At 70.8% G+C, this 23,137-nt stretch carries 18 protein-coding genes and 1 tRNA gene; 10 read left to right on the top strand and 9 right to left on the bottom strand.

Annotated features, from left to right (window positions below; translation table 11 throughout):
* Nucleotides 1-63: 63 nt before the first annotated feature.
* On the top strand, nucleotides 64-864 hold the full coding sequence (locus OG361_RS10385; protein ID WP_405853060.1) for a S1 family peptidase: 801 nt from the start codon (nucleotides 64-66) through the stop codon (nucleotides 862-864).
* Between the two features lie 109 nt (nucleotides 865-973).
* On the opposite strand, the gene OG361_RS10380 is transcribed toward OG361_RS10385, so the two are convergent.
* Entirely contained in the window at nucleotides 974-2,734 is a 1,761-nt protein-coding gene (locus OG361_RS10380; RefSeq protein ID WP_405853059.1) for a glycoside hydrolase family 35 protein, read from the bottom strand.
* Nucleotides 2,735-2,895: 161 nt separating this feature from the next.
* Between OG361_RS10380 and OG361_RS10375 the strand changes: the two genes are divergently transcribed.
* From OG361_RS10375 to OG361_RS10350, 6 genes are all read left to right on the top strand, one after another.
* The gene (locus OG361_RS10375; protein ID WP_405853058.1) at nucleotides 2,896-3,783 is read left to right on the top strand and encodes a helix-turn-helix domain-containing protein; all 888 of its coding nucleotides are present in this window, start codon (nucleotides 2,896-2,898) and stop codon (nucleotides 3,781-3,783) included.
* Between the two features lie 182 nt (nucleotides 3,784-3,965).
* Complete coding sequence (locus tag OG361_RS10370) at nucleotides 3,966-4,289, top strand: chorismate mutase (RefSeq protein WP_405853057.1); 324 nt, start codon at nucleotides 3,966-3,968, stop codon at nucleotides 4,287-4,289.
* Nucleotides 4,289-5,275, top strand: a complete 987-nt coding sequence (locus tag OG361_RS10365) for an asparaginase (RefSeq protein WP_405853056.1) — start codon at nucleotides 4,289-4,291, stop codon at nucleotides 5,273-5,275. Before OG361_RS10370 ends, OG361_RS10365 begins: the two co-directional genes overlap by 1 nt.
* A 61-nt stretch (nucleotides 5,276-5,336) precedes the next feature.
* A complete protein-coding gene (gene pepN, locus OG361_RS10360) occupies nucleotides 5,337-7,823 on the top strand; it encodes an aminopeptidase N (RefSeq protein ID WP_405853055.1) in 2,487 nt (828 codons plus the stop codon).
* A 114-nt stretch (nucleotides 7,824-7,937) separates the two neighbouring features.
* Nucleotides 7,938-9,314 carry a pyridoxal phosphate-dependent decarboxylase family protein gene (locus OG361_RS10355; RefSeq protein WP_405853054.1) on the top strand — a complete coding sequence of 459 codons (1,377 nt, stop codon included), beginning with the start codon at nucleotides 7,938-7,940 and terminating at the stop codon, nucleotides 9,312-9,314.
* Nucleotides 9,311-10,744 carry a lysine N(6)-hydroxylase/L-ornithine N(5)-oxygenase family protein gene (locus OG361_RS10350; RefSeq protein WP_405853053.1) on the top strand — a complete coding sequence of 478 codons (1,434 nt, stop codon included), beginning with the start codon at nucleotides 9,311-9,313 and terminating at the stop codon, nucleotides 10,742-10,744. Before OG361_RS10355 ends, OG361_RS10350 begins: the two co-directional genes overlap by 4 nt.
* A gap of 13 nt (nucleotides 10,745-10,757) precedes the next feature.
* On the opposite strand, the gene OG361_RS10345 is transcribed toward OG361_RS10350, so the two are convergent.
* A complete protein-coding gene (locus tag OG361_RS10345; protein WP_405853052.1) occupies nucleotides 10,758-12,554 on the bottom strand; it encodes a bifunctional metallophosphatase/5'-nucleotidase in 1,797 nt (598 codons plus the stop codon).
* 194 nt (nucleotides 12,555-12,748) lie between these two features.
* Between OG361_RS10345 and OG361_RS10340 the strand changes: the two genes are divergently transcribed.
* Both OG361_RS10340 and pyk read left to right on the top strand, forming a co-directional pair.
* Nucleotides 12,749-13,435 carry an SIMPL domain-containing protein gene (locus tag OG361_RS10340; protein WP_405853051.1) on the top strand — a complete coding sequence of 229 codons (687 nt, stop codon included), beginning with the start codon at nucleotides 12,749-12,751 and terminating at the stop codon, nucleotides 13,433-13,435.
* 146 nt (nucleotides 13,436-13,581) lie between these two features.
* Nucleotides 13,582-15,009, top strand: a complete 1,428-nt coding sequence (pyk, locus tag OG361_RS10335) for a pyruvate kinase (protein WP_405853050.1) — start codon at nucleotides 13,582-13,584, stop codon at nucleotides 15,007-15,009.
* Nucleotides 15,010-15,011: 2 nt separating this feature from the next.
* On the opposite strand, the gene OG361_RS10330 is transcribed toward pyk, so the two are convergent.
* Together OG361_RS10330 and OG361_RS10325 are read right to left on the bottom strand one after the other, a co-directional pair.
* On the bottom strand, nucleotides 15,012-15,800 hold the full coding sequence (locus tag OG361_RS10330; protein ID WP_405853049.1) for a helix-turn-helix domain-containing protein: 789 nt from the start codon (nucleotides 15,798-15,800) through the stop codon (nucleotides 15,012-15,014).
* Between the two features lie 84 nt (nucleotides 15,801-15,884).
* A tRNA-Leu gene (locus tag OG361_RS10325) sits at nucleotides 15,885-15,967 on the bottom strand.
* A gap of 93 nt (nucleotides 15,968-16,060) precedes the next feature.
* On the opposite strand from OG361_RS10325, the gene OG361_RS10320 reads away from it, so the two are divergent.
* Nucleotides 16,061-16,714 (top strand): ANTAR domain-containing response regulator, encoded by a 654-nt coding sequence (locus OG361_RS10320; RefSeq protein ID WP_056645833.1) that lies wholly within the window; start codon nucleotides 16,061-16,063, stop codon nucleotides 16,712-16,714.
* Between the two features lie 96 nt (nucleotides 16,715-16,810).
* Here OG361_RS10320 and OG361_RS10315 read toward each other — a convergent pair whose 3' ends face one another.
* From OG361_RS10315 to OG361_RS10295, 5 genes are all read right to left on the bottom strand, one after another.
* On the bottom strand, nucleotides 16,811-17,527 hold the full coding sequence (locus tag OG361_RS10315) for an ABC transporter ATP-binding protein (protein ID WP_384565620.1): 717 nt from the start codon (nucleotides 17,525-17,527) through the stop codon (nucleotides 16,811-16,813).
* Nucleotides 17,524-18,540 (bottom strand): ATP-binding cassette domain-containing protein, encoded by a 1,017-nt coding sequence (locus OG361_RS10310; protein WP_405853048.1) that lies wholly within the window; start codon nucleotides 18,538-18,540, stop codon nucleotides 17,524-17,526. Before OG361_RS10310 ends, OG361_RS10315 begins: the two co-directional genes overlap by 4 nt.
* A gap of 3 nt (nucleotides 18,541-18,543) precedes the next feature.
* Nucleotides 18,544-20,373 carry a branched-chain amino acid ABC transporter permease gene (locus tag OG361_RS10305; protein WP_405853047.1) on the bottom strand — a complete coding sequence of 610 codons (1,830 nt, stop codon included), beginning with the start codon at nucleotides 20,371-20,373 and terminating at the stop codon, nucleotides 18,544-18,546.
* A gap of 5 nt (nucleotides 20,374-20,378) precedes the next feature.
* Complete coding sequence (locus OG361_RS10300) at nucleotides 20,379-21,308, bottom strand: branched-chain amino acid ABC transporter permease (RefSeq protein ID WP_384565611.1); 930 nt, start codon at nucleotides 21,306-21,308, stop codon at nucleotides 20,379-20,381.
* 98 nt (nucleotides 21,309-21,406) lie between these two features.
* Complete coding sequence (locus OG361_RS10295; protein WP_405853046.1) at nucleotides 21,407-22,648, bottom strand: branched-chain amino acid ABC transporter substrate-binding protein; 1,242 nt, start codon at nucleotides 22,646-22,648, stop codon at nucleotides 21,407-21,409.
* Between the last annotated feature and the right edge of the window lie 489 nt (nucleotides 22,649-23,137).

Here is a 23,137-nt window from a genome sequence, read left to right as displayed (position 1 = left end):
CGCTGCCCATAATCCGGACATGGCTTGACGGGCGCATGTCATGCCCGTCGGGCTCAACCCCCCATGAAAAAAGGAGCACGCGTGAAGAAGAACCGACTGGTCAGCGCTCTCCAGAAACTCGCCGCGGCCGGCGCCGTCGTCCTCGCCGCCGTCAGCCTCCAGCCCACCACCGCCTCCGCGGCCCCCGCCCCCGTCGTCGGCGGCACCCGCGCCGCCCAGGGCGAGTTCCCCTGGATGGTCAGGCTCTCCATGGGCTGCGGCGGTTCGCTCATCACCCCGCAGGTCGTGCTCACCGCGGCCCACTGTGTGAGCGGCTCCGGCAACAACACCAGCATCACCGCCACCGCCGGAGTCGTGGACCTCCAGTCCAGCAGCGCCATCAAGGTCAAGTCCACCAAGGTCCTCCAGGCCCCGGGCTACAACGGCAAGGGCAAGGACTGGGCGCTGATCAAGCTCGCCAGCCCGATCAACTCGCTGCCCACCCTGAAGATCGCCGAGACCACCGCCTACAACAGCGGCACCTTCACCGTGGCCGGCTGGGGCGCCGCCCGCGAGGGCGGATCGCAGCAGCGCTACCTGCTCAAGGCGAACGTCCCGTTCGTCTCCGACGCCTCCTGCCAGGCCTCGTACGGCAGCGACCTCGTCCCGAGCGAGGAGATCTGCGCCGGGTACAGCCAGGGCGGGGTCGACACCTGCCAGGGTGACTCCGGCGGCCCGATGTTCCGCAAGGACAACGCCGGAGCCTGGATCCAGGTCGGCATCGTGAGCTGGGGCGAGGGCTGCGCGCGGGCCGGCTACCCCGGCGTCTACACGGAGGTCTCGACCTTCGCCGCCACGATCAAGTCCGCCGCGGCCACGCTGTAGCGGTACCCCGTGAACCGGTGCCCCGGAGCGGCCTCGGCTCCGGGGCACCGTCCTGCCTGATCACGTTATTTATCGTGCAAGCTCAGAGGACGCCATTCGGCGGGCAAACTCAGAGGACGCCGAGCTCGACGCCCGGCACCCCGTCCCCCTCCACTTCGAGGACCCACACCTCGTTCGTGCCCTCCCGGAGCACCGGGCCCGGCACGAACAGCGCGTCCTGCGGGCCGGCCGCCCAGTACCGGCCCAGGCAGAAGCCGTTCACCCACACGAAGCCCCGGGTCGCACCCGGCAGCCGCAGCACCGCGTCCCCGGCTCCGGTCACCTCCACCGTCCCCCGGTGGAGGCCCGGTCCGCTCCGGTCCGCCACGGATTCGAACCGCACCTTGTCCACGGCCGCCGCCTCGAAGGCGTCCAGACGCAGCCCCCGGGCCCGGAACCCGTGCAGATACTGCCGCTCGTGCCGTACGCCGCCCGTGATCCCCTTCGGCTCCGCAAGCCGCGGCCCGTAGTTGACCCGGCCGAGCGACTCCACCCACAGGTCCACCACGGCCGGCCCCGCCACCGGCCCGGCGAGCGTCACGTCCTCGCCGTCCGCGGTGTCCAGAACCCCCGCGAGGACCCCGTCCACGTACACCACCGCCCGGTCCCGCAGCCCCGTCACCCCCAGCGGGTACGGCTGCCGGGGCCCCGGCACCGCCACCCGGTAGCGGACCAGGCCCCGGTCCACGCCCAGCTCCTCGAAGGTCGGCGGCATCGGCGCCCGCGACTCCTCGTCGCCGAGCGCCTCCAGGACCTCACCGAGCGGGGCCCACTCGCCGAGGCCGCCCCGCACCGGGGCCGCCAGCCGCGCCGGGGGCCCGGGCACCTCGGGCAGCGGCCCCTCCGCGTACTCCGCGAGCACCTCGCGGAAGCGCCGGTACTTCTCCGTCGGCCGCCCCGCCTCGTCCACCGGAGCGTCGTAGTCGTACGAGGTCACCGTCGGCCGCAACTCCCCGTCGTGCAGCCCACCGGTCCGGTTCGCCCCCGCCCAGCCGCCGAAGTTCGTCCCGCCGTGCGCCATGTACACGTTGACCGACGCCCCGCACTCCAGGACCTCCCGCAGCGCCTCCGCCGCGTCCGCCGCGTCCCGCACCGCGTGCTCCGTGCCCCAGTGGTCGAACCAGCCGCACCAGAACTCCATGCACATCAGCGGCCCCGAGGGCTGATGGCGCCGCAGCGTCGCGAAGCCCTCCCGCGCCCCCGAACCGAAGTTCGCCGTCGCGAGCACCCCCGGCACCGAACCACCCGTCAGCATGTGGTCCTCCGGCCCGTCCGAGGTGAACAGCGGAACGCTCACCCCGCACCCGCGCAGCAGCTCCTTCAGCCACTCCAGATAGTCCCGGTCGCTGCCGTAACTCCCGTACTCGTTCTCGACCTGCACCAGGACCACCGGCCCGCCCCGGTCGATCTGCCGCTCCACCACCTGCGGGAGCAGCCGCCGGAACCAGGCCTCCACCGGCGCCAGGAACTCCGCGTCGAGCGTCCGCACGCGCCGCCCGAGCGGACCCGTCAGCCAGTGCGGAAGGCCGCCGTTCTCCCACTCGGCGCAGATGTACGGACCCGGGCGCACGATCGCGAGCATCCCGGCCCGCGCCACCGCGTCCAGGAACCGGCCGAGCGCCTCCACGTCCCCGTACCGGCCGGGCTCCGGCGCGTACAGGTTCCAGGGGACGTACGTCTCGACACAGTTGAGGCCCATCGCGCGCAGCATCCCGAGCCGGTGCTCCCACTGCCCCTCGTGCACCCGGAAGTAATGCAGCGCCCCCGAGAGGAGGCGCACCGGCCGCCCGTCGAGCAGAAAGTCCTCGTCACCCACAGCGAACGTGCTCATGGCCTCACCCTCGCCCCCTGGCGTTGGACCGGTCCATGGACAAAGATCGTCGCAGTTTGGACGTTAGGGCGTGTGTCGAAAGTCCCGCCTGCCCGGCGGCGCCCCTTTCGACACACGCCCAGGGCCGATCGACGGATCGGGCCGGAGGGAGGAGCCGCCGCATGTACCACACCTGGATGCGCTACTTCACGCCCAGCCCCGTCCACCACCGCCTCGGCCTCGTCTGCCTCGGCGTCGGGCTCCAGCACGGCACCCTGCCCACCGTCGGCCCCCGCACCCTCGACCACCACGTCGCCGTCGTCGTCTCCGCCGGCAGCGGCTGGTACCGGGGCGCCGACGGCCGCCGCTCCACGGTCACCGCCCCGGCCCTCATCTGGCTCACCCCCGGCACCCCCCACCACTACAGCGCCGACCTCGGCACCGGCTGGGACGAGGCCTTCGTCGACTTCACCGGGCCCGCCACCGCCACCTACACCGAGCTCGGCTACATCGAGCCGGACCGGCCCGTCGTCCCCCTCTCCGACGCGGCCCCCGCCCGCACCGCCATCGGCCGGATCGCCCGCGCCGCCCGCCCCGGCAACCCCCTCCTGGAGGTCGAGACCGGCGCCGCCGTCCACGAGCTGCTCGTCGCCCTGCGCCGGGCCCGCGCCGACACCAACGCCGACGGCGACCCCGTCCTCGCCGCGCTCGCCCGCGACGCCTTCCAGCCGCTCTCCGTCGCCGAACACGCGGCCCGGCACGGCATGACCGCGGCCGAGCTGCGCACCGCCGTCCGCCGCGCCGCGGGCTGCAGCCCCAAGGACTACCTGCTCACCGTCCGCCTCGGCCGCGCCAAGGAACTCCTCGCCGCCACCGAGCTCCCGGTGGCGGCCGTCGCCCGCCGCGTCGGCTACGACGACCCCGCCTACTTCTCCCGGCTCTTCACCCGCCGGGTCGGCACCGCGCCCATCCGCTTCCGCGAGCAGCAGGGGCGCAGCGTGCACGGCGGCTGGAGCAACCGCGTTCCGGATCCCGAACACCCGCCCACGATCCTCCCGAGATCCGTCTGAGACCGACCGGGAAATGGGGGTGAATGGGGGGTGGAGGAAGGAGCGGGGCTGGGTGCGTGCAGCTGCAAGGCGGAGGGTTGAGGCATGGCGGAGCCATCGTGATTGACGGCAACGCCGCAGAAGTGCGTGCCCAGCCCCGCGACGCCGCCCCCCATTTGCCGGTTGGTCTAAGCTCGCAGATCATGAGCGACTCCACCCCGCCCCGCCCCGTCGACGACTCCGTACGGGCCGATCTGAACCGGCTCCGCGAGAGCATCGACAACATCGACGCCGCGGTCGTGTACATGCTCGCCGAGCGCTTCAAATGCACCCAGCAGGTCGGCGTCCTCAAGGCCGAGCACAAGCTGCCGCCCGCCGACCCCGCCCGCGAGGCCCGCCAGATCGCCCGGCTGCGGGAACTGGCCGAGAGCGCGAAACTGGACCCGGCCTTCGCGGAGAAGCTGCTGAACTTCATCATCGCCGAGGTCATCCGCCACCACGAGACGATTGCGGACGGAGCACGCTGATGGCCCGCGTCACGGTCTTCACCCTCGGTGGAACCATCTCCGCGCGAGGCGGTGACGCGGCCCGCATGACCGGCCAGGAGGTCCTCGCCGGGCTCGGCGCGCCCGAGGACGTCGTCCTCCGCGACTTCCGCCGCGTCCCCAGCTCCTCCCTCACCCACGAGGACCTCGCCGCCCTCGCCGCCGAGGTCCGGGCCACCGTCGCCGACGGCTCCGGCGTGGTCGTCGTCCAGGGCACCGACACCCTGGAGGAGACCGCCTTCCTCCTCGACCTGCTCTGCACCACCGAGCGGCCGATCGCCGTCACCGGCGCCATGCGCCGCCCCGACCTGCCCGGCGCCGACGGCCCCGCCAACCTCGCCGCCGCGCTCGCCGTCGCCGCCGACCCGGCCTGCCGGAACCTCGGCGTCCTCGTCGTCCTCGCCGACCAGATCCACGCCGCCCGCCTCGCCCGCAAGACCCACACGACCTCCGTCGCCACCTTCGCCTCGCCCGGCGCGGGACCGATCGGCACCGTCGTCGAGGGCGAGCCCCGGATCCTGCTCCGCCCCGCCGTGCCCGCCGCGCTCTGCCCGCTGAGGTTCGACCCCGAGGTCAGGGTGGCGCTCCTCACCCTCTCCCAGGGCGACCGCGGCGAACTCCTCGAAGCCGTCGACCACCGCTTCCAGGGCCTCGTCGTCGCCGCCTTCGGCGCCGGCCACGTCCCCGCCTGGTTCGTCGAGCCGCTCGCCGAGCTCGCCCGCCGCATCCCGGTCGTCCTGGCCTCCCGTACGGGCGGCGGAGCGACCCTCTCGCACACCTACCGCGGCCCCGGCTCCGAGTACGACCTGCTGCACCACGGACTCGTCCCGGCCGGGCCCCTCGACCCCGCCAAGGCCCGGATCCTCCTCCAGGCCCTGCTCTCCAGCGGCGCGGCCGGCCCCGCCGGCTACGACCGCCCCCGCATCACGGCCGCCTTCGCCCACCTGGACGGATCCGGCCTCGCGTGAGCGGGGGTACCGGCCCCACCACCCCTCCTGCGGCCCGCAGGCATCGGGCAGCATAGGGCCCATGTCCGTACTGACGCGCGACGAAGCGCAGACCCGTGCCCAGCTCCTCGACGTCCACCACTACCTCGTGGACCTCGACCTCACCACCGGCGCCGAGACCTTCGAGTCCACCAGCACCGTCCGATTCACCGCCCGCGCCGCCGGGGACACCTTCGTCGAGCTCAAGCCCGAGACCCTCCACTCCGCCACCCTCGACGGAGAGGCCCTCGACGTCGCCGCGCTCACCGGCAACCGGCTCCCGCTGAGCCTCACCGAGGGCGAGCACGAGCTGAGCGTCACCACGACCATGCGCTACTCGCGCACGGGCGAGGGCATGCACCGCTTCACGGACCCCACCGACGGCGAGTCGTACGTCTACACACAGCTCTTCATGGAGGACGTCCAGCGCGTCTTCGCCGCCTTCGACCAGCCCGACCTGAAGGCCGTCTTCGAGCTGACCGTCACCGCCCCCGAGGGCTGGACCGTCCTCGCCAACGGCATCACCGAGCGGCAGTCCGACGGGAGATGGAAGGCCGCCCCCACCCCGCTGCTCTCCACCTACTTCGTCTGCGTCGCCGCGGGCCCCTGGCACTCGATCCGCACCGAGCACGCCGGGCTCCCCTTCGGCATCCACTGCCGCCGCTCCCTCGCCCCCCACCTCGACGCCGACGCCGACGAGATCCTCGCCGTCACCAGGGCCTGCTACGACCGGTACCACGAGAAGTTCGACGAGCCGTACCCCTTCGACTCGTACGACCAGGCCTTCGTCCCCGAGTTCAACTCGGGCGCGATGGAGAACCCCGGACTCGTCACCTTCCGCGACGAGTTCGTCTTCCGCTCCGCCGTCACCGTCACCGAGCGGCAGACCCGCGCCATGGTCATCGCCCACGAGATGGCCCACATGTGGTTCGGCGACCTCGTCACCCTGCGCTGGTGGGACGACATCTGGCTGAACGAGTCCTTCGCCGAGTACATGGGCTACCAGACCGTCAACGAGGCCTGCGCCGACCTCTTCCCCGACGCCTGGGTCGACTTCGGCGTCACCCGCAAGGCCTGGGGGTACGAGGCCGACCAGCGGCCCTCCACCCACCCCGTCGCCCCCGACCCGGAGACCGTCCCCGACACCGCCTCCGCGCTCCTCAACTTCGACGGCATCTCCTACGCCAAGGGCGCCTCCGCCCTCCGCCAGCTCGTCGCCTGGCTCGGCGAGAAGGACTTCCTCGCCGGCATCAACATCCACTTCAAGCGCCACAGATTCGGCAACGCGACCCTCGCCGACTTCATCGACAACCTCGCCGCCGCCACCGACCGCGACGTCCACGGCTGGGCCGAGCGGTGGCTGCGCACCACCGGCGTCGACAAGCTCACCCCGCGGCTCGACGGCGAGGGCGGCCGCTGGCGGCTCACCGTCGACCGCGAGGGCAGCCGCCCGCACCGCATCGACGTCGGCGTGTACGACCGGGACGCCACCGGAGAGCTCGTCCTGCGCGAGCGGCGCGCGGTCGACGTCCCGCAGGAAGCGCCCGCCGAGCTGACCGGCCCGCGCCCCGCCCTCGTCGTCCTCAACGACGAGGACCTCACCTACGCCAAGCTCCGCTTCGACGAGGTCTCCGAGGAGTCCGCCCTGCGCGGCCTCTCCCGCATCCCCGACCCGCTGACCCGCGCCGTCGTCTGGAACGCGATGCGGGACATGGTCAGGGACGGCGACCTCGCCCCCGCCGACTACCTGGAGTTCGCCCTCGCGCACCTCACCGCGGAGACCGAACTCTCGCTCGTCCAGGGCGTCCTCGGCTTCGCCCGCACCCAGATCGCCGACCGGTACGTGACCGGGGACGAGCGCCCCGCCGCCCTCGCCACCATCCGGGAGATCGCCCGCGCCCTGCTGCGCCGCACCGAAGACGGCGAGGCGCCCGGTCTGCGGCTCACCGCCGTGCGCGCCCTCATCGACAGCGCCACCACCCCCGACCAGATCTCCTCCTGGCTGGAGGAGGGCACCGTCCACGGCGGCCCCGAGCTCGACCCCGAGCTGCGCTGGCGGATCCTCGCCCGCCTCGCCGTCCTGGGCGCCACCGACGAGACGGCGATCGCCGCCCAGCTGGAGTTCGATCCGAGCGCCACCGGCCAGGAGGGCGCGGCCCTCTGCCGGGCCGCCCTCCCGGAGACGGCGGCGAAGGAGGCCGCCTGGGCGGCCCTCTTCGACACGGACGAGCTGTCCAACTACCTCTTCACCGCCACCGCCCGCGGCTTCTGGCAGCCCGAACAGGCCGAGCTCGTACGGGAGTACGTGCCGCGCTTCTACCCCGCCGCCACCGCCCTCGGCGACCGGCGCGGGGCCGCGATGGCCGAGGCCGCAGGCCGCTACGCCTTCCCCGGCTACGCGGTCGACGCCGACTCCCTCGCCCTCGGCGAGTCCCACCTCGCCACCGCCACCATGATCCCGGCGCTCCGCCGCAAGCTCGTCGACCAACTCGACGACCTCCGCCGCGCCCTGGCGGTGCGCTCCGTCTGACAGCCGGCCCCCATCTCCTGGACAGCGCCCTGAAACCAGGGCGCTGTCCCCCGTTCGGGTCACAAGAACCGACTCCTCGGACAGACCCCGACAACCCCCGGCACCCTGTCGTCCATGCGTGCCGCACCCCCACCCCTCGCCGGAGGCGCCCCCGGCGCCGATGCCCTCCGTCCCCTCCTGGACACCGTCCTCGACGCGCTCAGGACCGGGGCGGACGAGAGGTGCGGGCCGCTGCCCGCCGGGGGGCCGGTGGCCGTCGCGGCCCGGGTCGGAGCCCTCGGGGCCGTACTCCCCGAGACCGGCACCGGACCCGAGGAGGCCCTCCGCGCCCTCGTCCACGCCCTCGCCGCCGGCGCCGCCGACCCCGCGCACCCGCTGTGCGCCGCCCACCTCCACACCCCGCCGCTCGCGCTCGCCGCCGCCGCCGACCTGGCCGCCTCCGCACTCAACCCGTCCATGGACTCCTGGGACCAGGCACCCGCCGCCTCCGCCCTCGAAGCCCTGGTCACCGCCGCCCTCGCCGCCGAGGTCTACCCCCGGGCCCCCCGCCCCGACGCCCTCGTCACCACCGGCGGCACCGAGTCCAACCAGCTCGCCCTACTCCTCGCGAGGGAGCGCCACGGCTCCGTACGGACCGTCGTCGGCGCCAACGCCCACCACTCCTTCCACCGCGCCGCCTGGCTCCTCGGCCTGCCCGCCCCGGTCACCGTCCCCACCCCGCGCGGCACCCTCGAACCGGCCGCCCTGGCCGAGGTCCTGACGGAAGAGCGCGGCCCCGCCCTCGTCGTCGCCACCGCCGGGACCACCGACGAGGGCCTGATCGACCCGCTCCCGGCGATCGCCGACCTGTGCGCGGCCCACGGCGCCGAACTCCACGTCGACGCCGCCTACGGAGGCCCCGTCCTCCTCAGCCCCACCCACCGCCGGCTCCTCGACGGCCTCGACCGGGCCCGTACCGTCACCGTCGACCTGCACAAGCTCGGCTGGCAGCCGGCCGCCGCCGGACTCCTCGCCGTACGCGACGCCGCCGACCTCACCGTCCTCGGCCACACCGCCGACTACCTCAACGCCGACGACGACACCGAGGCCGGCCTCCCCGACCTCCTCGGCCGCTCCCTGCGCACCACACGACGTCCCGACGTCCTCAAGACCGCCGTCACCCTCCGCGCCCTCGGCCGCTCCGGCCTCGGCGCCCTCGTCGACGCGTGCATGGCGCTCGCCCAGGACCTCGCCGACCTCGTGGAGAAGTCCCCCGACCTCGACCTGCGGGCCCGGCCCACCCTCACCACGGTCCTCTTCCGGCCCGCCGGGGCCACCGACGACACCATCGCCGCGATCCGCCGCACCCTCCTCGCCGAAGGCCGCGCGGTCCTCGGCCGCGCCGACGCGGACGGCCGCCTCTGGCTCAAGGCCACCCTGCTCAACCCCCACGCCACCCCAGGCGACCTGGCACAGCTCATCACCCTCGTGGAAGGCAGCGCGCACCGATGACCGGCAGTACCAGCAGCACAAGAACCACCCCCAAGGACGACGACCCCGACCGCCCCCACGATCTGGTGGGCGTCGGCATCGGCCCCTTCAACCTCTCGCTCGCCGCCCTCGCGCACGGCGTCCCCGGCGGCCTGGCCGCCGCCTTCTTCGAGCAGCGGCCCGCCTTCCACTGGCACCCCGGCCTCCTCATCGAGGGCGCCACCCTCCAGGTCCCCTTCCTCGCCGACCTGGTGACCCTCGCGGACCCCGCCAGCCCCTGGACCTTCCTCAACTACCTGAAGAGCCGCGAGCGCCTCTTCCCCTTCTACTTCGCCGAGAAGTTCCACATCCAGCGCGCCGAGTACGACGCCTACTGCCGCTGGGTCAGCGAGCGGCTCCCCGGCCTCCACTTCGGCCACCAGGTCGACTCGGTCCGCTGGAACCCCGAGCGCCGCCTCTTCGAGGTCGACTTCACCCAGGTCGACCCGGAGGGCGAGGCCGAGGCCCTCGGCCGCGCCTACACCCGCAACGTCGTCCTCGGCGTCGGCACCGAGCCGTACGTCCCCGAGCCCCTCCGCCCGCTCGCCGACGCCCCCGGCGTCCCCGTGATCCACTCCGCCGACTACCTCGCCCACCGCGACACGCTCCTCGCCGCGGGACACGTCACCGTCATCGGCTCCGGCCAGTCCGGCGCCGAGATCTTCCTCGACCTCCTCCGGGCCCGCCCCGCCGGCGCGGAGCGGATCCACTGGCTGGCCCGTACCGAGGCCTTCGCCCCCATGGAGTACTCCAAGCTCGGCCTGGAGCACTTCACCCCCGACTACACCCGCTACTTCCACGCCCTGCCCGAGCCCGTACGCGACGAACTCGCCCCCCGCCAATGGCAGCTGCACAAGGGCATCGACGCCGACACCATCGCCGCCGTCCACGACGAGCTCTACCGCCGCACCCTGCACGGCGGCTGGCCCGACGCCGTCCTCACCCCCGGCGTCCGGGTCCGCACCGCCGGCCGCGTCGCCACCACCCAGGTCGAACTGCACCTGGAACACGTCCAGCAGGGCACCCGCTCCCGGCTCACCACCGACGCCGTCGTCCTCGCGACCGGCTACCGCGAGCGCCCCGTGGACCGGATGCTCGCCGGGCTCGACCCGTACCTGCGCCACGACTCGGCGGGCCGCGCCCGGATCGACGAGCGGTACCGGCTGGTCCTCGACCCCTCGATCACCGGCTCCGTCTACGTCCAGAACGCCGAGAAGCACACCCACGGCGTCGGCGCCCCGGACCTCGGTCTCGCCGCCTGGCGGAGCGCGACCATCCTCAACGCGGTCACCGGCAAGGAGCCCTACCCGCTGCCGCGCCGCACGGCCTTCACCAGCTTCGGCCTGGAGACGCGAGAGGCGCCGAGCATCCCGGCCCAGGGCCAGAAGCTGACGCCTCTCGTACAGCACTGAAGGAGCGGAGGAACTAGAAGACCGGCACGCCGTCCCGGGTCAGCTTCCAGTCCACCGAGGCGAACAGACCCGGGTCGACCGTCCCCTTCGCCTTCACCCACTGGATGATCGTGTTCCGGATCTCGTCCGAGTTGGCCCACAGCTGCTGGGCGGCGGCGACGTGCGGGAACGCGCCGCCGCCGCTCGCCCGGTAGTTGTTGACCGCGAGGACGAACTTCGCGGCCGGGTCGAGCGGCTTGCCCTCGAAGGACAGGTTCACGATCCGCGAACCGGCCGGCTTCGCGATGTCGATCTCGTACGTCAGGCCCGACACGGCGTCGTAGTTGTAGTCCGGCGTCCCGCCCGCGTTGGTCAGCAGCGCGGTGTCCACCGGCGCCCCCGCCGCGGTCTGGACGTAGTACTTCGCCGAGTACTCCAGGTACTCCTTCAGCTGGGCGCCCGTCATGAGCCGGGCCTCCAGGGTGTTCTCGAAGGGGTACAGGCCGGCGGCGTCCTTGATGGTCACCTGACCGGCCGGGATCCGGGCCGTGCGCGAGAAGCAGGAGGCCTGCGAGAGCACCGGCAGGGCCGCGTACGCGCCGCCCGCGAGGGCCGCCTTCACCGTCTCCGCCTGGACCACGTTGATCAGGTCGATGATCGGCTCGTCCTTCCACGGCGCGTCGGCCGTGGTCATGACCGCGGTGGAGGTGCCGATGACCTGGTTGACGTACGCGACGACCTTCTCGTGCTCGTCCGCGAGGAGCCCGGTGATCTTCGGGTCCTCCGCCACCGTGTTCGAGTTGAGGACCTGCGCGGCGACCTTCTCGACGACCCAGCGGCCCTTCTCCCACACCAGGTCGAAGTCGAAGAGGGTGAGGCGCTGGCCCCACTTGAGCGGCTCGGACAGGACGACGTCCTTGCCGGTCTCCTTGTTCTTCACCCGGTACTCGGCGATCTCGGTGTGCGCGTGGCCGACGAGGATCGCGTCGATGCCGGGCACCTGCTCGGCGACGAGCCCGGCCGCGTTCTCGATGTGGGGGAGCTGGTCACCGTACGAGGACGTGCCGCTGGAGCCGGAGTGCGCCGAGACGACGACCACGTCCGCGCCCATCGAGCGCAGCTTCGGCACCCACTTCGCGGCCTGCTCCTCAAGGCCGGGGAAGACCATCTTGCCCTGGACGTTCGCCTTGTCCCAGATCGCGATGCCCGGGTTGGTCAGGCCGAGTATCGCGACCTTCACGTCCCGGCCGTGCGGGGTGCGCATCCGGTGCATGCTGTACGGGGGGAAGGCCGGGCGCAGCGTCTTCGCGTCGAGCGCGTTGGCGCCGAGCAGCGGGAAGTCGCACTGCTCCTCGAACTTCCGCAGCACCGGGATGCCGTAGTTGAACTCGTGGTTGCCGAGCGCGGCGGCGTCGTAGCCGATGGCGTTCATGGCCTGGGCCATCGGGTGGACCGGGCCGCGGCGCGCGGTGATCGGGTCGACCTTGGCGTAGTAGTACGACAGCTGGGTGCCCTGGATGGTGTCGCCGGCGTCGATGAGAAGGGTGTTGCGGCGGCCCTTGGCCGCGCGGACCTGGTCGACGAGGGTGGAGATCTTGGCGAGGCCGATGTCGTTGTGGGCCTTGTCGTCGAACTCCTTGTCCGTGAAGTAGTCCCAGTTGAAGACGGAGCCGTGCAGGTCGGTCGTCCCCATCACCGTGAACGAGTACCGCTTCGCCGGCGTGGGGCGGTGCCCATGGGCCTCGGCGGGGGCGGCGACCCCCGCGGTGAGGGCGGCTCCGGCCCCGACGGCCACGGAGCTCTCCAGGAACGTCCGGCGGTTCAACGGCATGTGCTTCTCCTTGGTTCGGTGGCGTTGGTTCAGGCGCACGACCAGACACGACCGGACACGGGATCGGTCACAGGATCGGACACACAACGCGCGTAGATTCTGGCTCAGGCGGCACGTCGGCAACAGCCCTTTCGGGTTACGGAGTGGGAAAGTGTTCGGTGGACGATCGCTACCGAACATGGAGGAGTCAGGCCGTGACGCAGGAACACGCGACCCCCGGGGCCCCGCAGGTGACGGTGCGTGGTGAGGGCCGGCTGGAGGTCGATCCCGAGCTCGCCCGGATCTGGGTGACGGTCTCCGCGCGCGGCACGGACCGCTCGGCGACGCTCGCGGACCTGACCCGGCGGAACGCGCGGGTGATCGACCTCGTCAAGGCGCAGGGGGAGACGGTCGAGAAGCTGGAGACCGGCCGGTTCTCCATCTCCCCGGAGCTCGGCAGGCGCGGTCGCGGCGAGCGGGTGCACGCCTTCGTGGGCCGGGTGCGGATGACGGCCGAGCTGACCGACTTCACCGTGCTGGGGGAGCTGGTGACCCGGCTCGCCGATCTGGAGCTGACGAGCGTCGACGGCCCGTGGTGGGAGCTGCGGCCGGACTCCCCGGCGTACGCGGAGGCCCGGCGGCTCGCGGTGACGGAGGCGGTGCAGCGGGCGCGCGCGTACGCGTCGGCCCTCGGCACCTCGCTCGCCTCACTCCTCGAACTCGCGGACGCCGGTCTCGGGGGGTCCGAGATGTCGATGCCTCCGGTCTTCGCCGGTGCCCGGCGGGTGGCCTACGTCGCGGAGCAGGCCGGTGAGGCGCCTCCGCTGGACCTCGAACCGCAGCGGCAGACGGTCACGGCCGAGGTCGTGGCGCGCTTCACGATGGCGCCGCCCGCACTCTGAGACAGGAGGCGCGGGGGCGCGAAAATCGCTCATCGGAGCACCCCGGTGCACATATTCAAGACTTGTCAACAACCTTTCATGGAAAGGTTGTTGAGTAGTCATGCCGCGCCAATTTCCTACTGATGGGTAAGGCCTAGGCTCGACCCATGCGCCGAGCGAAAATCGTTTGTACCCTTGGGCCCGCCACCGAAACATACGACCAGATCAAGGCGTTGATCGAGGCCGGAATGGACGTGGCCCGCTTCAATCTCAGCCACGGCTCGTACACCGAGCACGAGGAGCGCTACCAGCGCGTCCGCAAAGCCTCCGACGAGACCGGTCGCAGCATCGGTGTGCTCGCCGACCTTCAAGGCCCGAAGATCCGCCTCGGCCGCTTCCGTGAAGGTCCGGTACTCCTTGAACGCGGCGACGACTTCACCATCACCGTCGAGCCGGTGGAGGGCGACCGCCACAGCTGCGGGACGACCTACTCCGGACTCGCCGACGACGTGACCTCCGGCGAGCGCATCCTCGTCGACGACGGCCGCGTCACCCTCGAGGTCACCTCCGTCGACGGCCCCCGCGTCCACACCCGGGTCGTCGAGGGCGGCATGGTCTCCGACAACAAGGGCCTCAACCTGCCCGGCGTCGCCGTCTCCGTGCCCGCCCTGTCCGAGAAGGACATCGAGGACCTGCGCTGGGCCCTGCGCATCGGCGCCGACGTCATCGCCCTCTCCTTCGTCCGCAGCGCCCGGGACATCGTGGACGTCCACCGGATCATGGACGAGGAGGGGCGTCGGCTGCCCGTCATCGCCAAGATCGAGAAGCCGCAGGCCGTCGAGAACATCGAGGAGATCGTCGCGGCCTTCGACGGCATCATGGTCGCCCGTGGCGACCTGGGCGTCGAGATGCCCCTGGAGCAGGTGCCGATCGTCCAGAAGCGAGCGGTCAAGCTGGCCAAGCGCAACGCCAAGCCGGTCATCGTCGCCACCCAGATGCTCGACTCGATGATCGACAACTCCCGGCCCACCCGCGCCGAGGCCTCCGACGTCGCCAACGCCGTCATCGACGGCACCGACGCCGTGATGCTCTCCGGCGAGACCAGCGTCGGCCGCTACGCGATCGAGACGGTCCGCACCATGAGCCGGATCGTCGAGGCCGCGGAAGAGGACGTCCTCGCCAAGGGCCTGCCCCCGCTGACCGAGCGCAACAAGCCCCGCACCCAGGGCGGCGCCGTCGCCCGCGCCGCCGCCGAGATGGGCGACTTCCTCGGCGCCAAGTTCCTCGTCGCCTTCACCCAGTCCGGCGACACGGTCAAGCGGCTCTCCCGCTACCGCTCGCCGATCCCGCTGCTCGCCTTCACCCCGGACCCGGCGACGCGCTCGCAGCTCAACCTCACCTGGGGCGTCGAGACCTTCCTCGGCCCGCACGTCGACTCCACGGACGCGATGGTGGCCCAGGTCGACGAGGAGCTGCTGCGGATCGGCCGCTGTCAGCCGGGCGACATCGTGGTCATCACGGCCGGTTCCCCGCCGGGTGTCGCCGGCTCGACCAACCTCGTCCGGGTCCACCACATCGGAGAGCCCCTGACGTAGCTTCAGTGCTTGGGCCCTACGCGAAGGTCCATGAGCGCGACGGAGGCCTTGCGGGCGACGGAGATGTTCTGCGCGGTGCGCGACTGGTTCGTGGGCTTCCAGTCGACACCCACGCGGTCGAGGGCGTCGGTGAAGAGCCCGATGATGTCGGCGGACGAGTTGGTGAAGAAGTAGCGGGGGTACTCGTACCGCTTCCGCTCGCCGCCGACGAGCCGGGTCGTCCAGTTCGTGATTCGGCTCCCGTCGGAGTGGATGAGTCCCCGAATGAAGTCCCACGGGTGGGCATCGACGATCTCCTGCTGCCAGGCTTCGAGGACGATGCGACGCTCGTGCTTCTTGCCGGGCCCGTGTTGCGGGAAGAGGCATCCGAGGTGATTGGAGCAGATCTTGACCTCTAAGCACCCCTGTCTCTGGACCTTCGACGCATGATTGCCAGGCAGGACGGATTGCATGGCCCGCACGCACGCGTCGATGAGCCCTGGCCAGGTGTCGGTACACGAGATGGAAAGGCTCGGAACCCGCATAGCCCGGCTCTGGGCGATGTGGCCGTCACCGAGGTAGAGCCCGAGCAGGTACGCGTACGCGACTTCGTCGAGCTCGCGCCCGTCGCACCGTGGACACAAGGGGCTGCGCCTGCCTGGGCACTCGCCACGCTTCGCGCGGTCCTCGTGCTTCCAGTAGCTGATCGTGCCCCCGGGGACGCTGAGTTCGCGCGCCACGTCCGCGTTCCTAGCGCCGCCGCGCAGCAGCGCGAGCGCCCGCTGTCGCACTTCTGTGCCGTGAAAGTTCATGCGATTACTCTGTGCAATGACTCGTCGCCATGCGCAGCAAAAAGCGGACATTCACGCGAAGGTGAACGTCCGCTTCAGGAGCTGTGCCGGGTGCGGGACTCGAACCCGCAAGCCCTCACGGGCAGATGTGTTTGAGACATCCGTGTATGCCATTCCACCAACCCGGCAGATCGCCAATCGGAGTGTACCCGGTCACCGGTCTGGTCAGCAGCTAGGTAGGCTTCTCAGTGCAGCGCACTGCCCCGCAACGAGGAGCCCCCGTGACCGCCCCCGAGTCGCCCCAGCCCGCCGACGACGCCGAGCCGTCGCACGTCCCGCCGCTGACGACCCGCGTCGTCATCGCAGAGGACGAGGCGCTCATCCGCCTCGACCTCAAAGAGATGCTGGAGGAAGAGGGCTACACGGTCGTCGGTGAGGCCGGAGACGGCGCCACGGCCGTCGAGCTCGCCCGCGAGCACCGCCCCGACCTCGTCATCCTCGACGTGAAGATGCCCGTGCTCGACGGCATCTCGGCCGCCGAGAAGATCGCGGGCGAGTCCATCGCCCCGGTCCTCATGCTGACGGCCTTCTCGCAGCGCGAGCTCGTCGAGCGGGCCCGGGACGCCGGCGCCATGGCGTACCTGGTCAAGCCGTTCAGCAAGAGCGACGTGGTGCCGGCCATCGAGATGGCAGTCTCCCGCTTCGCCGAGCTGCGCGCCCTGGAGAAGGAGGTCGCCGACCTCTCCCTCCGCCTGGAGACCCGCAAGCTGGTGGACCGCGCCAAGTCCATCCTGCAGACCCAGTACGGGCTGACCGAGCCGGCCGCGTTCCGCTGGATCCAGAAGACCTCCATGGACCGGCGCATGTCGATGCAGCAGGTCGCCGAGGCGGTCATCGAGGACGCCGAGGAGAAGAAGGCGGCCAAGGGCCAGTAGGCGCGCCCGTACGGCAGAAGACGGAAGAAGACGGAAGAAGGCCCGCTCCACGTCACTGTGGGGCGGGCCTTCGGTCCTTGGTGCGGACCCGGTGGCTCAGTCCTCGCCGAGGTATGCCTTGCGGACGGACTCGTCGTGGAGCAGGTCCTGTCCGGTGCCCGAGAGCACGACCTTGCCGATCTCCATGACGTGACCGTGGTCCGCCAGGGCGAGCGCGGCCTGGGCGTTCTGCTCGACGAGCAGGATGGTGGTGCCCTGGGCCTTCAGCTCGGAGATGGTCGCCATGATCTTCTGCATCATGATCGGCGAGAGGCCCATGGAGGGTTCGTCGAGCATGAGCAGCTTCGGCTGGGACATCAGCGCCCGGCCCATGGCGAGCATCTGCTGCTCACCGCCGGAGAGCGTGCCGGCCGCCTGCTTGCGACGCTCGCCCAGGATGGGGAAGAGGTCGTAGGCGCGCTGGACGTCCTTGGCGATGCCCGCGGTGTCCTTCCGGAGGAAGGCGCCGAGGAGGAGGTTCTCCTCGATCGTCATCCGGGGGAAGATGTGCCGGCCCTCGGGGGAGTGGGCCAGACCCAGCGAGACGATCTTGTGAGCGGGGATCTTGCGGAGGGACTTGCCCTCGAACTTGATCTGGCCGCCGACCGGCTTGAGGAGCCCGGAGAGGGTCCGCAGGGTGGTGGTCTTCCCGGCGCCGTTGGTGCCGATGAGGGTGACGACCTCACCGGCGTCGACGGAGAAGGAGATGCCCTTGACGGCCTCGATCTTTCCGTAGGCGACGCGCAGGTCCTCGACTTCGAGCAGTGCGGTCATGCGTCGTTCTCCTTGCCCGAAGCAGGGTCGTGCGGGGTGTCCTCCGAGGCCTCCGGGGCGTCGGTGGCCTCCGGGGCGTCCTCGGAAGGGGCGTCCTCGGCGGGCGCGTCCTCGGACGATGCGTCCTCCGACGGAGCCTCCTCGGCGGGCGCGTCCTTCGCGGGGGTCTCCTTCGCGGGGGCCTCCACGGCCGGCGCGTCCTCCGCGACGGGCTCGCCCAGGTAGGCGGCGATGACCCGCTCGTCGCTCTGGACGGTCTGGCTGTCGCCCTCGATCAGCTTCTGGCCCTGGACGAGCACGGCGACCCGGTCGCAGAGGTTGAAGATGAACCGCATGTCGTGCTCGATGACGAGCACGGCGACGCCCATGTCCCGGATGGCGAAGATGAGTTCCTCCGCCGCCCGCGTCTCCTGCGGGTTCATGCCGGCGGTGGGCTCGTCGAGCAGGATGAGACCGGGGTCGCTCGCGAGGGCGCGGGCGATCTCCAGCTTGCGCTGCTCGCCGTACGGGAGGTTCTTGGCGAGGTGCTGCGCCTTGTCCTGGAGACCGATGAACTCCAGGAGCTCCATCGCCCGCTTCGAAGCCTCTGCCTCGGCCTTCTTGAAGGCGGGCAGGCGGAGCAGTGCGGACCAGAGGCCCTGCTTCATCCGGGTGTGGCGTCCGACGAGGACGTTCTCCAGGACGGTCATGTTGTGGAAGAGGCGGATGTTCTGGAAGGTACGTGCGATGCCGGCGTCGGTGACCTTGTAGGACGTGGGCGGCAGGACCTTGCCCTTGTACCGGACCTCACCCTCGGTGGGGACGTAGAGGCCGGTGAGGCAGTTGAAGAAGGTGGTCTTGCCGGCGCCGTTGGGGCCGATGAGGCCGACGATCTCGCCGCTGTTGACGGTCAGGTTCACATCGCGCACGGCGGTGAGGCCGCCGAAGCGCATGGTGACCCCGCGCGCGTCGAGAACGGTCTCGCCTGCGGCCGGCGCGGTGGTGGCGTCGGCGGTCTTCGTGGTGGTCGTCATGGTTCAGGCACCTGCCTTGGCGAGCGTGGCGGGCGTCTCGTCCTTCTCGTGGAACTCCAGCTGGTTGCGCCGGTTGGCGATGATGCCTTCCGGGCGGAAGCGCATGAGGAGGATCAGCGCGACGCCGAAGGCGAAGAGCTGGTACTCGCCCATGAACTGGAGCTTGTTGGGGATGAGGAAGAGCAGCGAGGCACCGACCAGGGGGCCGCTCATCGTGCCCATGCCGCCGAGGACGACGGCCGCGAGCAGGAAGGCGGAGTTGGGCGGGATGGGTCCGGCGAAGAGGTACTGCTCCGGGGTCACCGTGTAGGTGACGTGGGCCTGCACGGTGCCGGCGAGACCGGCGAGCGAGGCTCCGAGTGCGAAGGCGATGAGCTTGACCCGGAAGCCGTTGATGCCCATGGCGAGCGCGGCGGTCTCGTCCTCGCGGATGGCGACCCAGGCGCGGCCGATGCGGGAGTCGCCGCTGCGCCGGAAGACCAGCACGACGACCGCCATGATCAGCAGCATCAGGAAGAAGTAGTTCGCGAAGCGGCCGATGGTGAAGCCGGCGATCGAGTGCTCGGCGCCGAAGTCGAAGCCGAACATGCTGAGGTTCGGGATCGACGCGATGCCGTTGGACCCGTTGGTGATGTCGGGGCCGGAGGTGCCGTCGGTGTTCATCACCGCGATGCGGAAGATCTCACCGAAACCGAGCGTGACGATGGCGAGGTAGTCGCCGCGCAGCCGCAGGGTCGGGGCGCCGATGAGGACACCGAAGACCAGGGAGGCACCGGCGCCGACCAGGATGGCGGCCCAGAAGGGGAGGTGGACGCCGAACGGTGAGGTCGGGGCGCCCGAGACGAGGGCGGCCGCGTAGGCGCCGACGCCGAGGAAGGCGACGTAACCGAGGTCGAGGAGACCGGCGAGGCCGACGACGATGTTCAGGCCCAGGGCGACCGTGGCGAAGATCAGGATGTAGACGCCGAGCGTCGCGTACTGGTCGTCGGTCTGGGTGAAGGGGAAGAGCGCCGCGGCGGTGAACGCGCCCGCGATGGAGAGGTTCTGGTGCTTCTTGGTGAGCTGGGTGGCCTGGGCCATGAGGCCCGACTTGTTGACCGCGGCGAAGCCGACGCCGGCGGTGATCAGGAAGCCGAGGAACAGCTCGTCGTACTCGGTGCCGACACCGTAGGTGAAGACGCCGAGGGCCACGGCGAGGACGCCCGCGATGATCAGGATCTCGAGGGAGGAGTGCATCGCGGGCAGTCGGCGCGCGGTGCCGGTGGAGGCGAAGGCCGCCGTGAAGGAGGTCCAGCCGTTGCCGGCGCGGTGCTTGAACTGGTCCCAGGAGGTGTCCTCGGGGTCCACGGGCAGCAGCTTCGGCCGCTCGTAGGGGAGGGCGAGGGCGCCGAGGAGGGCAAGCAGGGAGGCGATCGCGACGATCGCGCCGCCCGGCTCCAGGTTGACCGGGCCGCCGAGCTCGATGCTGATGGCGCCGACGGTGAACCAGGTGATGGCGAAGTTGGCGAGCGCGGCGAGTTTGAGGGCCGCGTCGCCGCCGGCCGGGGTGAGCCAGCGGGTGCCCTTGACGCCGTACGAGGAGACGGTGAAGAGGACGGTGAGCAGGCCCGTGACCAGGACCTGCATCTGGAGGCCGCCGGGGGAGCCGTAGAACGTGAGGTCGCCCGGGAAGCGGGGGGTCCAGGTCCAGGCGAGGAAGCAGCTGGCGATGGTGAGCGCGCCGCCGCCCAGGGTGAGGGCGCGGGCGGCCTTGGCCGGCACGAAGCTGATCAGGCCGGTCGCCTCGGCCGCGGGGGCCGCGGCTGCCTTGGGGTTCTCGGAGATGGTGGTCATGGTGCTCACGCCCTGTCCGCGACGCGCTCGCCGAGAAGGCCTTGTGGCCGGGCGAGGAGTACGACGATGAGGAGTACGAAGGCCCAGACGTCGGCCCAGGACTGGCCGCCGAGCTGCTCCATACCGGGGATGTGGCTGATGTACGCCGTCGCCATGGTCTCGGCGATACCGAGGACGACTCCGCCGATCATGGCTCCGTAGATGTTGCCGATACCGCCGAGGACCGCGGCCGTGAAGGCCTTGAGTCCGAGGAGGAAGCCCATCTTGTAGTCGACGACGCCGTACTTCAGGCCGTAGGCGACGGCGCCGACGGCGGCCATCGCGGCACCGAGGGCGAACGCGATCACGATGATCCGGTCCGTGTTGACACCCATGAGCTTCGCGGTGTCCGGGTCCTGGGCCGTGGCCTGCATGCCGCGACCGGTGCGGGTGCGCATGACGAAGAAGGCGAGGAAGGCCATGCAGATCGGGGCGGCGATCAGCAGGAAGACGTCACCGGTCTGGATGGTGATCGGGCCGAGCTCGATCGCGCCGCCGGGGATCTGCGGGAAGGTCCGGGCGGACTTCGCCTCCGGGTACCACACCCATACGGCGTACTGCAGGGCGAGCGAGAGACCGATGGCCGTGATGAGCGGGGCCAGGCGGGGGCCACCGCGCAGCGGACGGTAGGCGAACCGTTCCGCCCCGATGGCTATGGTGGTCGCGACGAGCACGGCACCGATGATCATGAGGGGCAGTGCGACCCACATGGTGGTGCCGCCGGGCAGGATGAGCCAGACCGTGAGGGCCCCGAAGCCGCCGGTCATGAAGATCTCGCCATGGGCGAAGTTGATGAGCTGGACGATGCCGTAGACCATCGTGTAGCCGACGGCGACGAGCCCGTACATGGATCCCAGTAGCAGGCCGTTGACCAGCTGCTGCGGCAGTTCGTTCACCGCATTGTCCTCCGAGACTTTCGACGGATGTGACACCGCGCGGGGAGCCTGGTGCGGCCCCCCGCGCGGTGAAGGTGGTGCGTGAGTGGTGGGGTGGATCAGCCGCCGAAGGTGCCGGACTTGACGGGCTTGAACGCGCCGCCCTCGACCTTGTAGACCGTCAGCTGCTTGTTGGTGGTGTCACCGAACTCGTCGAAGGAGACCTTGCCGGTCACACCCTCGAAGGAGACGCCCTGCAGGGCCTCGACGACCTTGGCGCGCGCGCCGTCGGGGAGCTTGCCACCGTTGCCGTCGACGACCTTCTTGACGGCCTCGATGATGGACCAGGTCGAGTCGTACGCGTAGCCGCCGTAGGCCTCGTAGGCCTCCTTGTAGCCACCGGTCTTGTAGTCGGCCAGGAACTCCTTGGCCGAGGCGAGGGACTCGATCGGCGCACCGACGGAGGTGGCGATGTCGCCGTTGGCCGCCGCGGCGCCCGCCAGCTTCACGTACTCGGGGCTGTAGAGCGCGTCACCGCCGACGACGGTGACCTTCGCGCCGGCTTCCTTGATCTGCTTGGCCAGCGGGCCGGCGGCCGGGTACTCGCCACCGTAGTAGACGACGTCGGCGCCGGAGCTCTTCACCTTGGTCGCGACCGCGGAGAAGTCCTTGGTGTCCGGGTTGATGTGCTCGGTGCCGAGGACCTTGCCGCCGAGCTTCTCGAACTCGCCCTTGAAGGTGCCCGCGAGGCCGGCGCCGTAGGTCTTCTTGTCGTCGATGATGAAGGCCTTGGTCTTCTTGGCCTCGTTGAAGACGAACTGCGCGGCGAACGGGCCCTGGATGGCGTCCGTGGTGGCGGTACGGAAGTACGACTTGTAGCCGCGCTTCTTGTCGCCGGTGCTCCAGTCGACGCCCTGGGTCAGGGCCGGGTTGGTGTTGGCCGGGGAGACCTGGGCCAGCTTGGCGTCGTCGAAGACCTTCTGCATCGACTCGGCGACGGAGGAGTTCAGCGGGCCGACGACGCCGAGGACGCCCTTGTCGGCGACGAACTTGGTCGCGTTCTGCTGACCGGCGGAGGGCTGGGCCTGGTCGTCCAGGGACTCCAGCTTGAAGGTCACGCCCTTGACGTACGACTTCTTGTTGGCCGTCTTGACCGCGAGGTCGGCCGAGTTCTTGATGCCGAGGCCGAGCGCGGACAGCTCACCCGTGAGCGGCGCGTCGAGACCGATGGTCACGGTGACGTTGCCGCTGTCGCCGTTCTCGGCGGCGCCGCCCTTGTCGTCGCGCGAGCCGCAGGCGGTGAGGGTGAGTGCACCCGCGGTGACCGCGGTGGTGAGTATGAGCAACGAACGGTTTCGCACGAAGGGTCCTTTCCCTGGCGCGGCCCCCTCGGATGAGGCGGTGCCGTGAAGCTGCGGAGCGAGGGGTGCCGTTGTCGAACGCCGGGCCGTACTGAGTTGGTACAAGGCCGTGCCGTAGGACGCGCCCGGCGGCGCGGTGACTGGCGGTGACTCTAAGCGCAGGTGGGGAGGGTCGGGGAGCGCGGAGGACAGGATGTGACTGTCTTGTTATGCCGACGGGTAAATGGTGTGCGCAGCGAGAGGGAAAATCGGGACAAAGGGGTCGGTAATGCGGTGTTCACATAGTGAGAACCTGCAGTTCCGCTAAGGGGCTTGAGCATTCTTGGTACTGACGGTCCGCTCAGCGGACTCTCCGGATATCGGACAACGGCTGAAACCTGAGCGGACGAACCGGCCGCTCCGCTTCCCCCGCCGCACACCCCTGTGTGCGTTACGCAGCGTGACGAAGAGGGTGGTGGGGGCAGTCGGGGATGCCGAAGGGGGCGGCAC

It is taken from the genome of Streptomyces sp. NBC_00090, assembly GCF_045160815.1.
In the GTDB taxonomy this organism is placed as follows: domain Bacteria; phylum Actinomycetota; class Actinomycetes; order Streptomycetales; family Streptomycetaceae; genus Streptomyces.
This window is presented reverse-complemented; position numbering and strand designations above follow the sequence as displayed.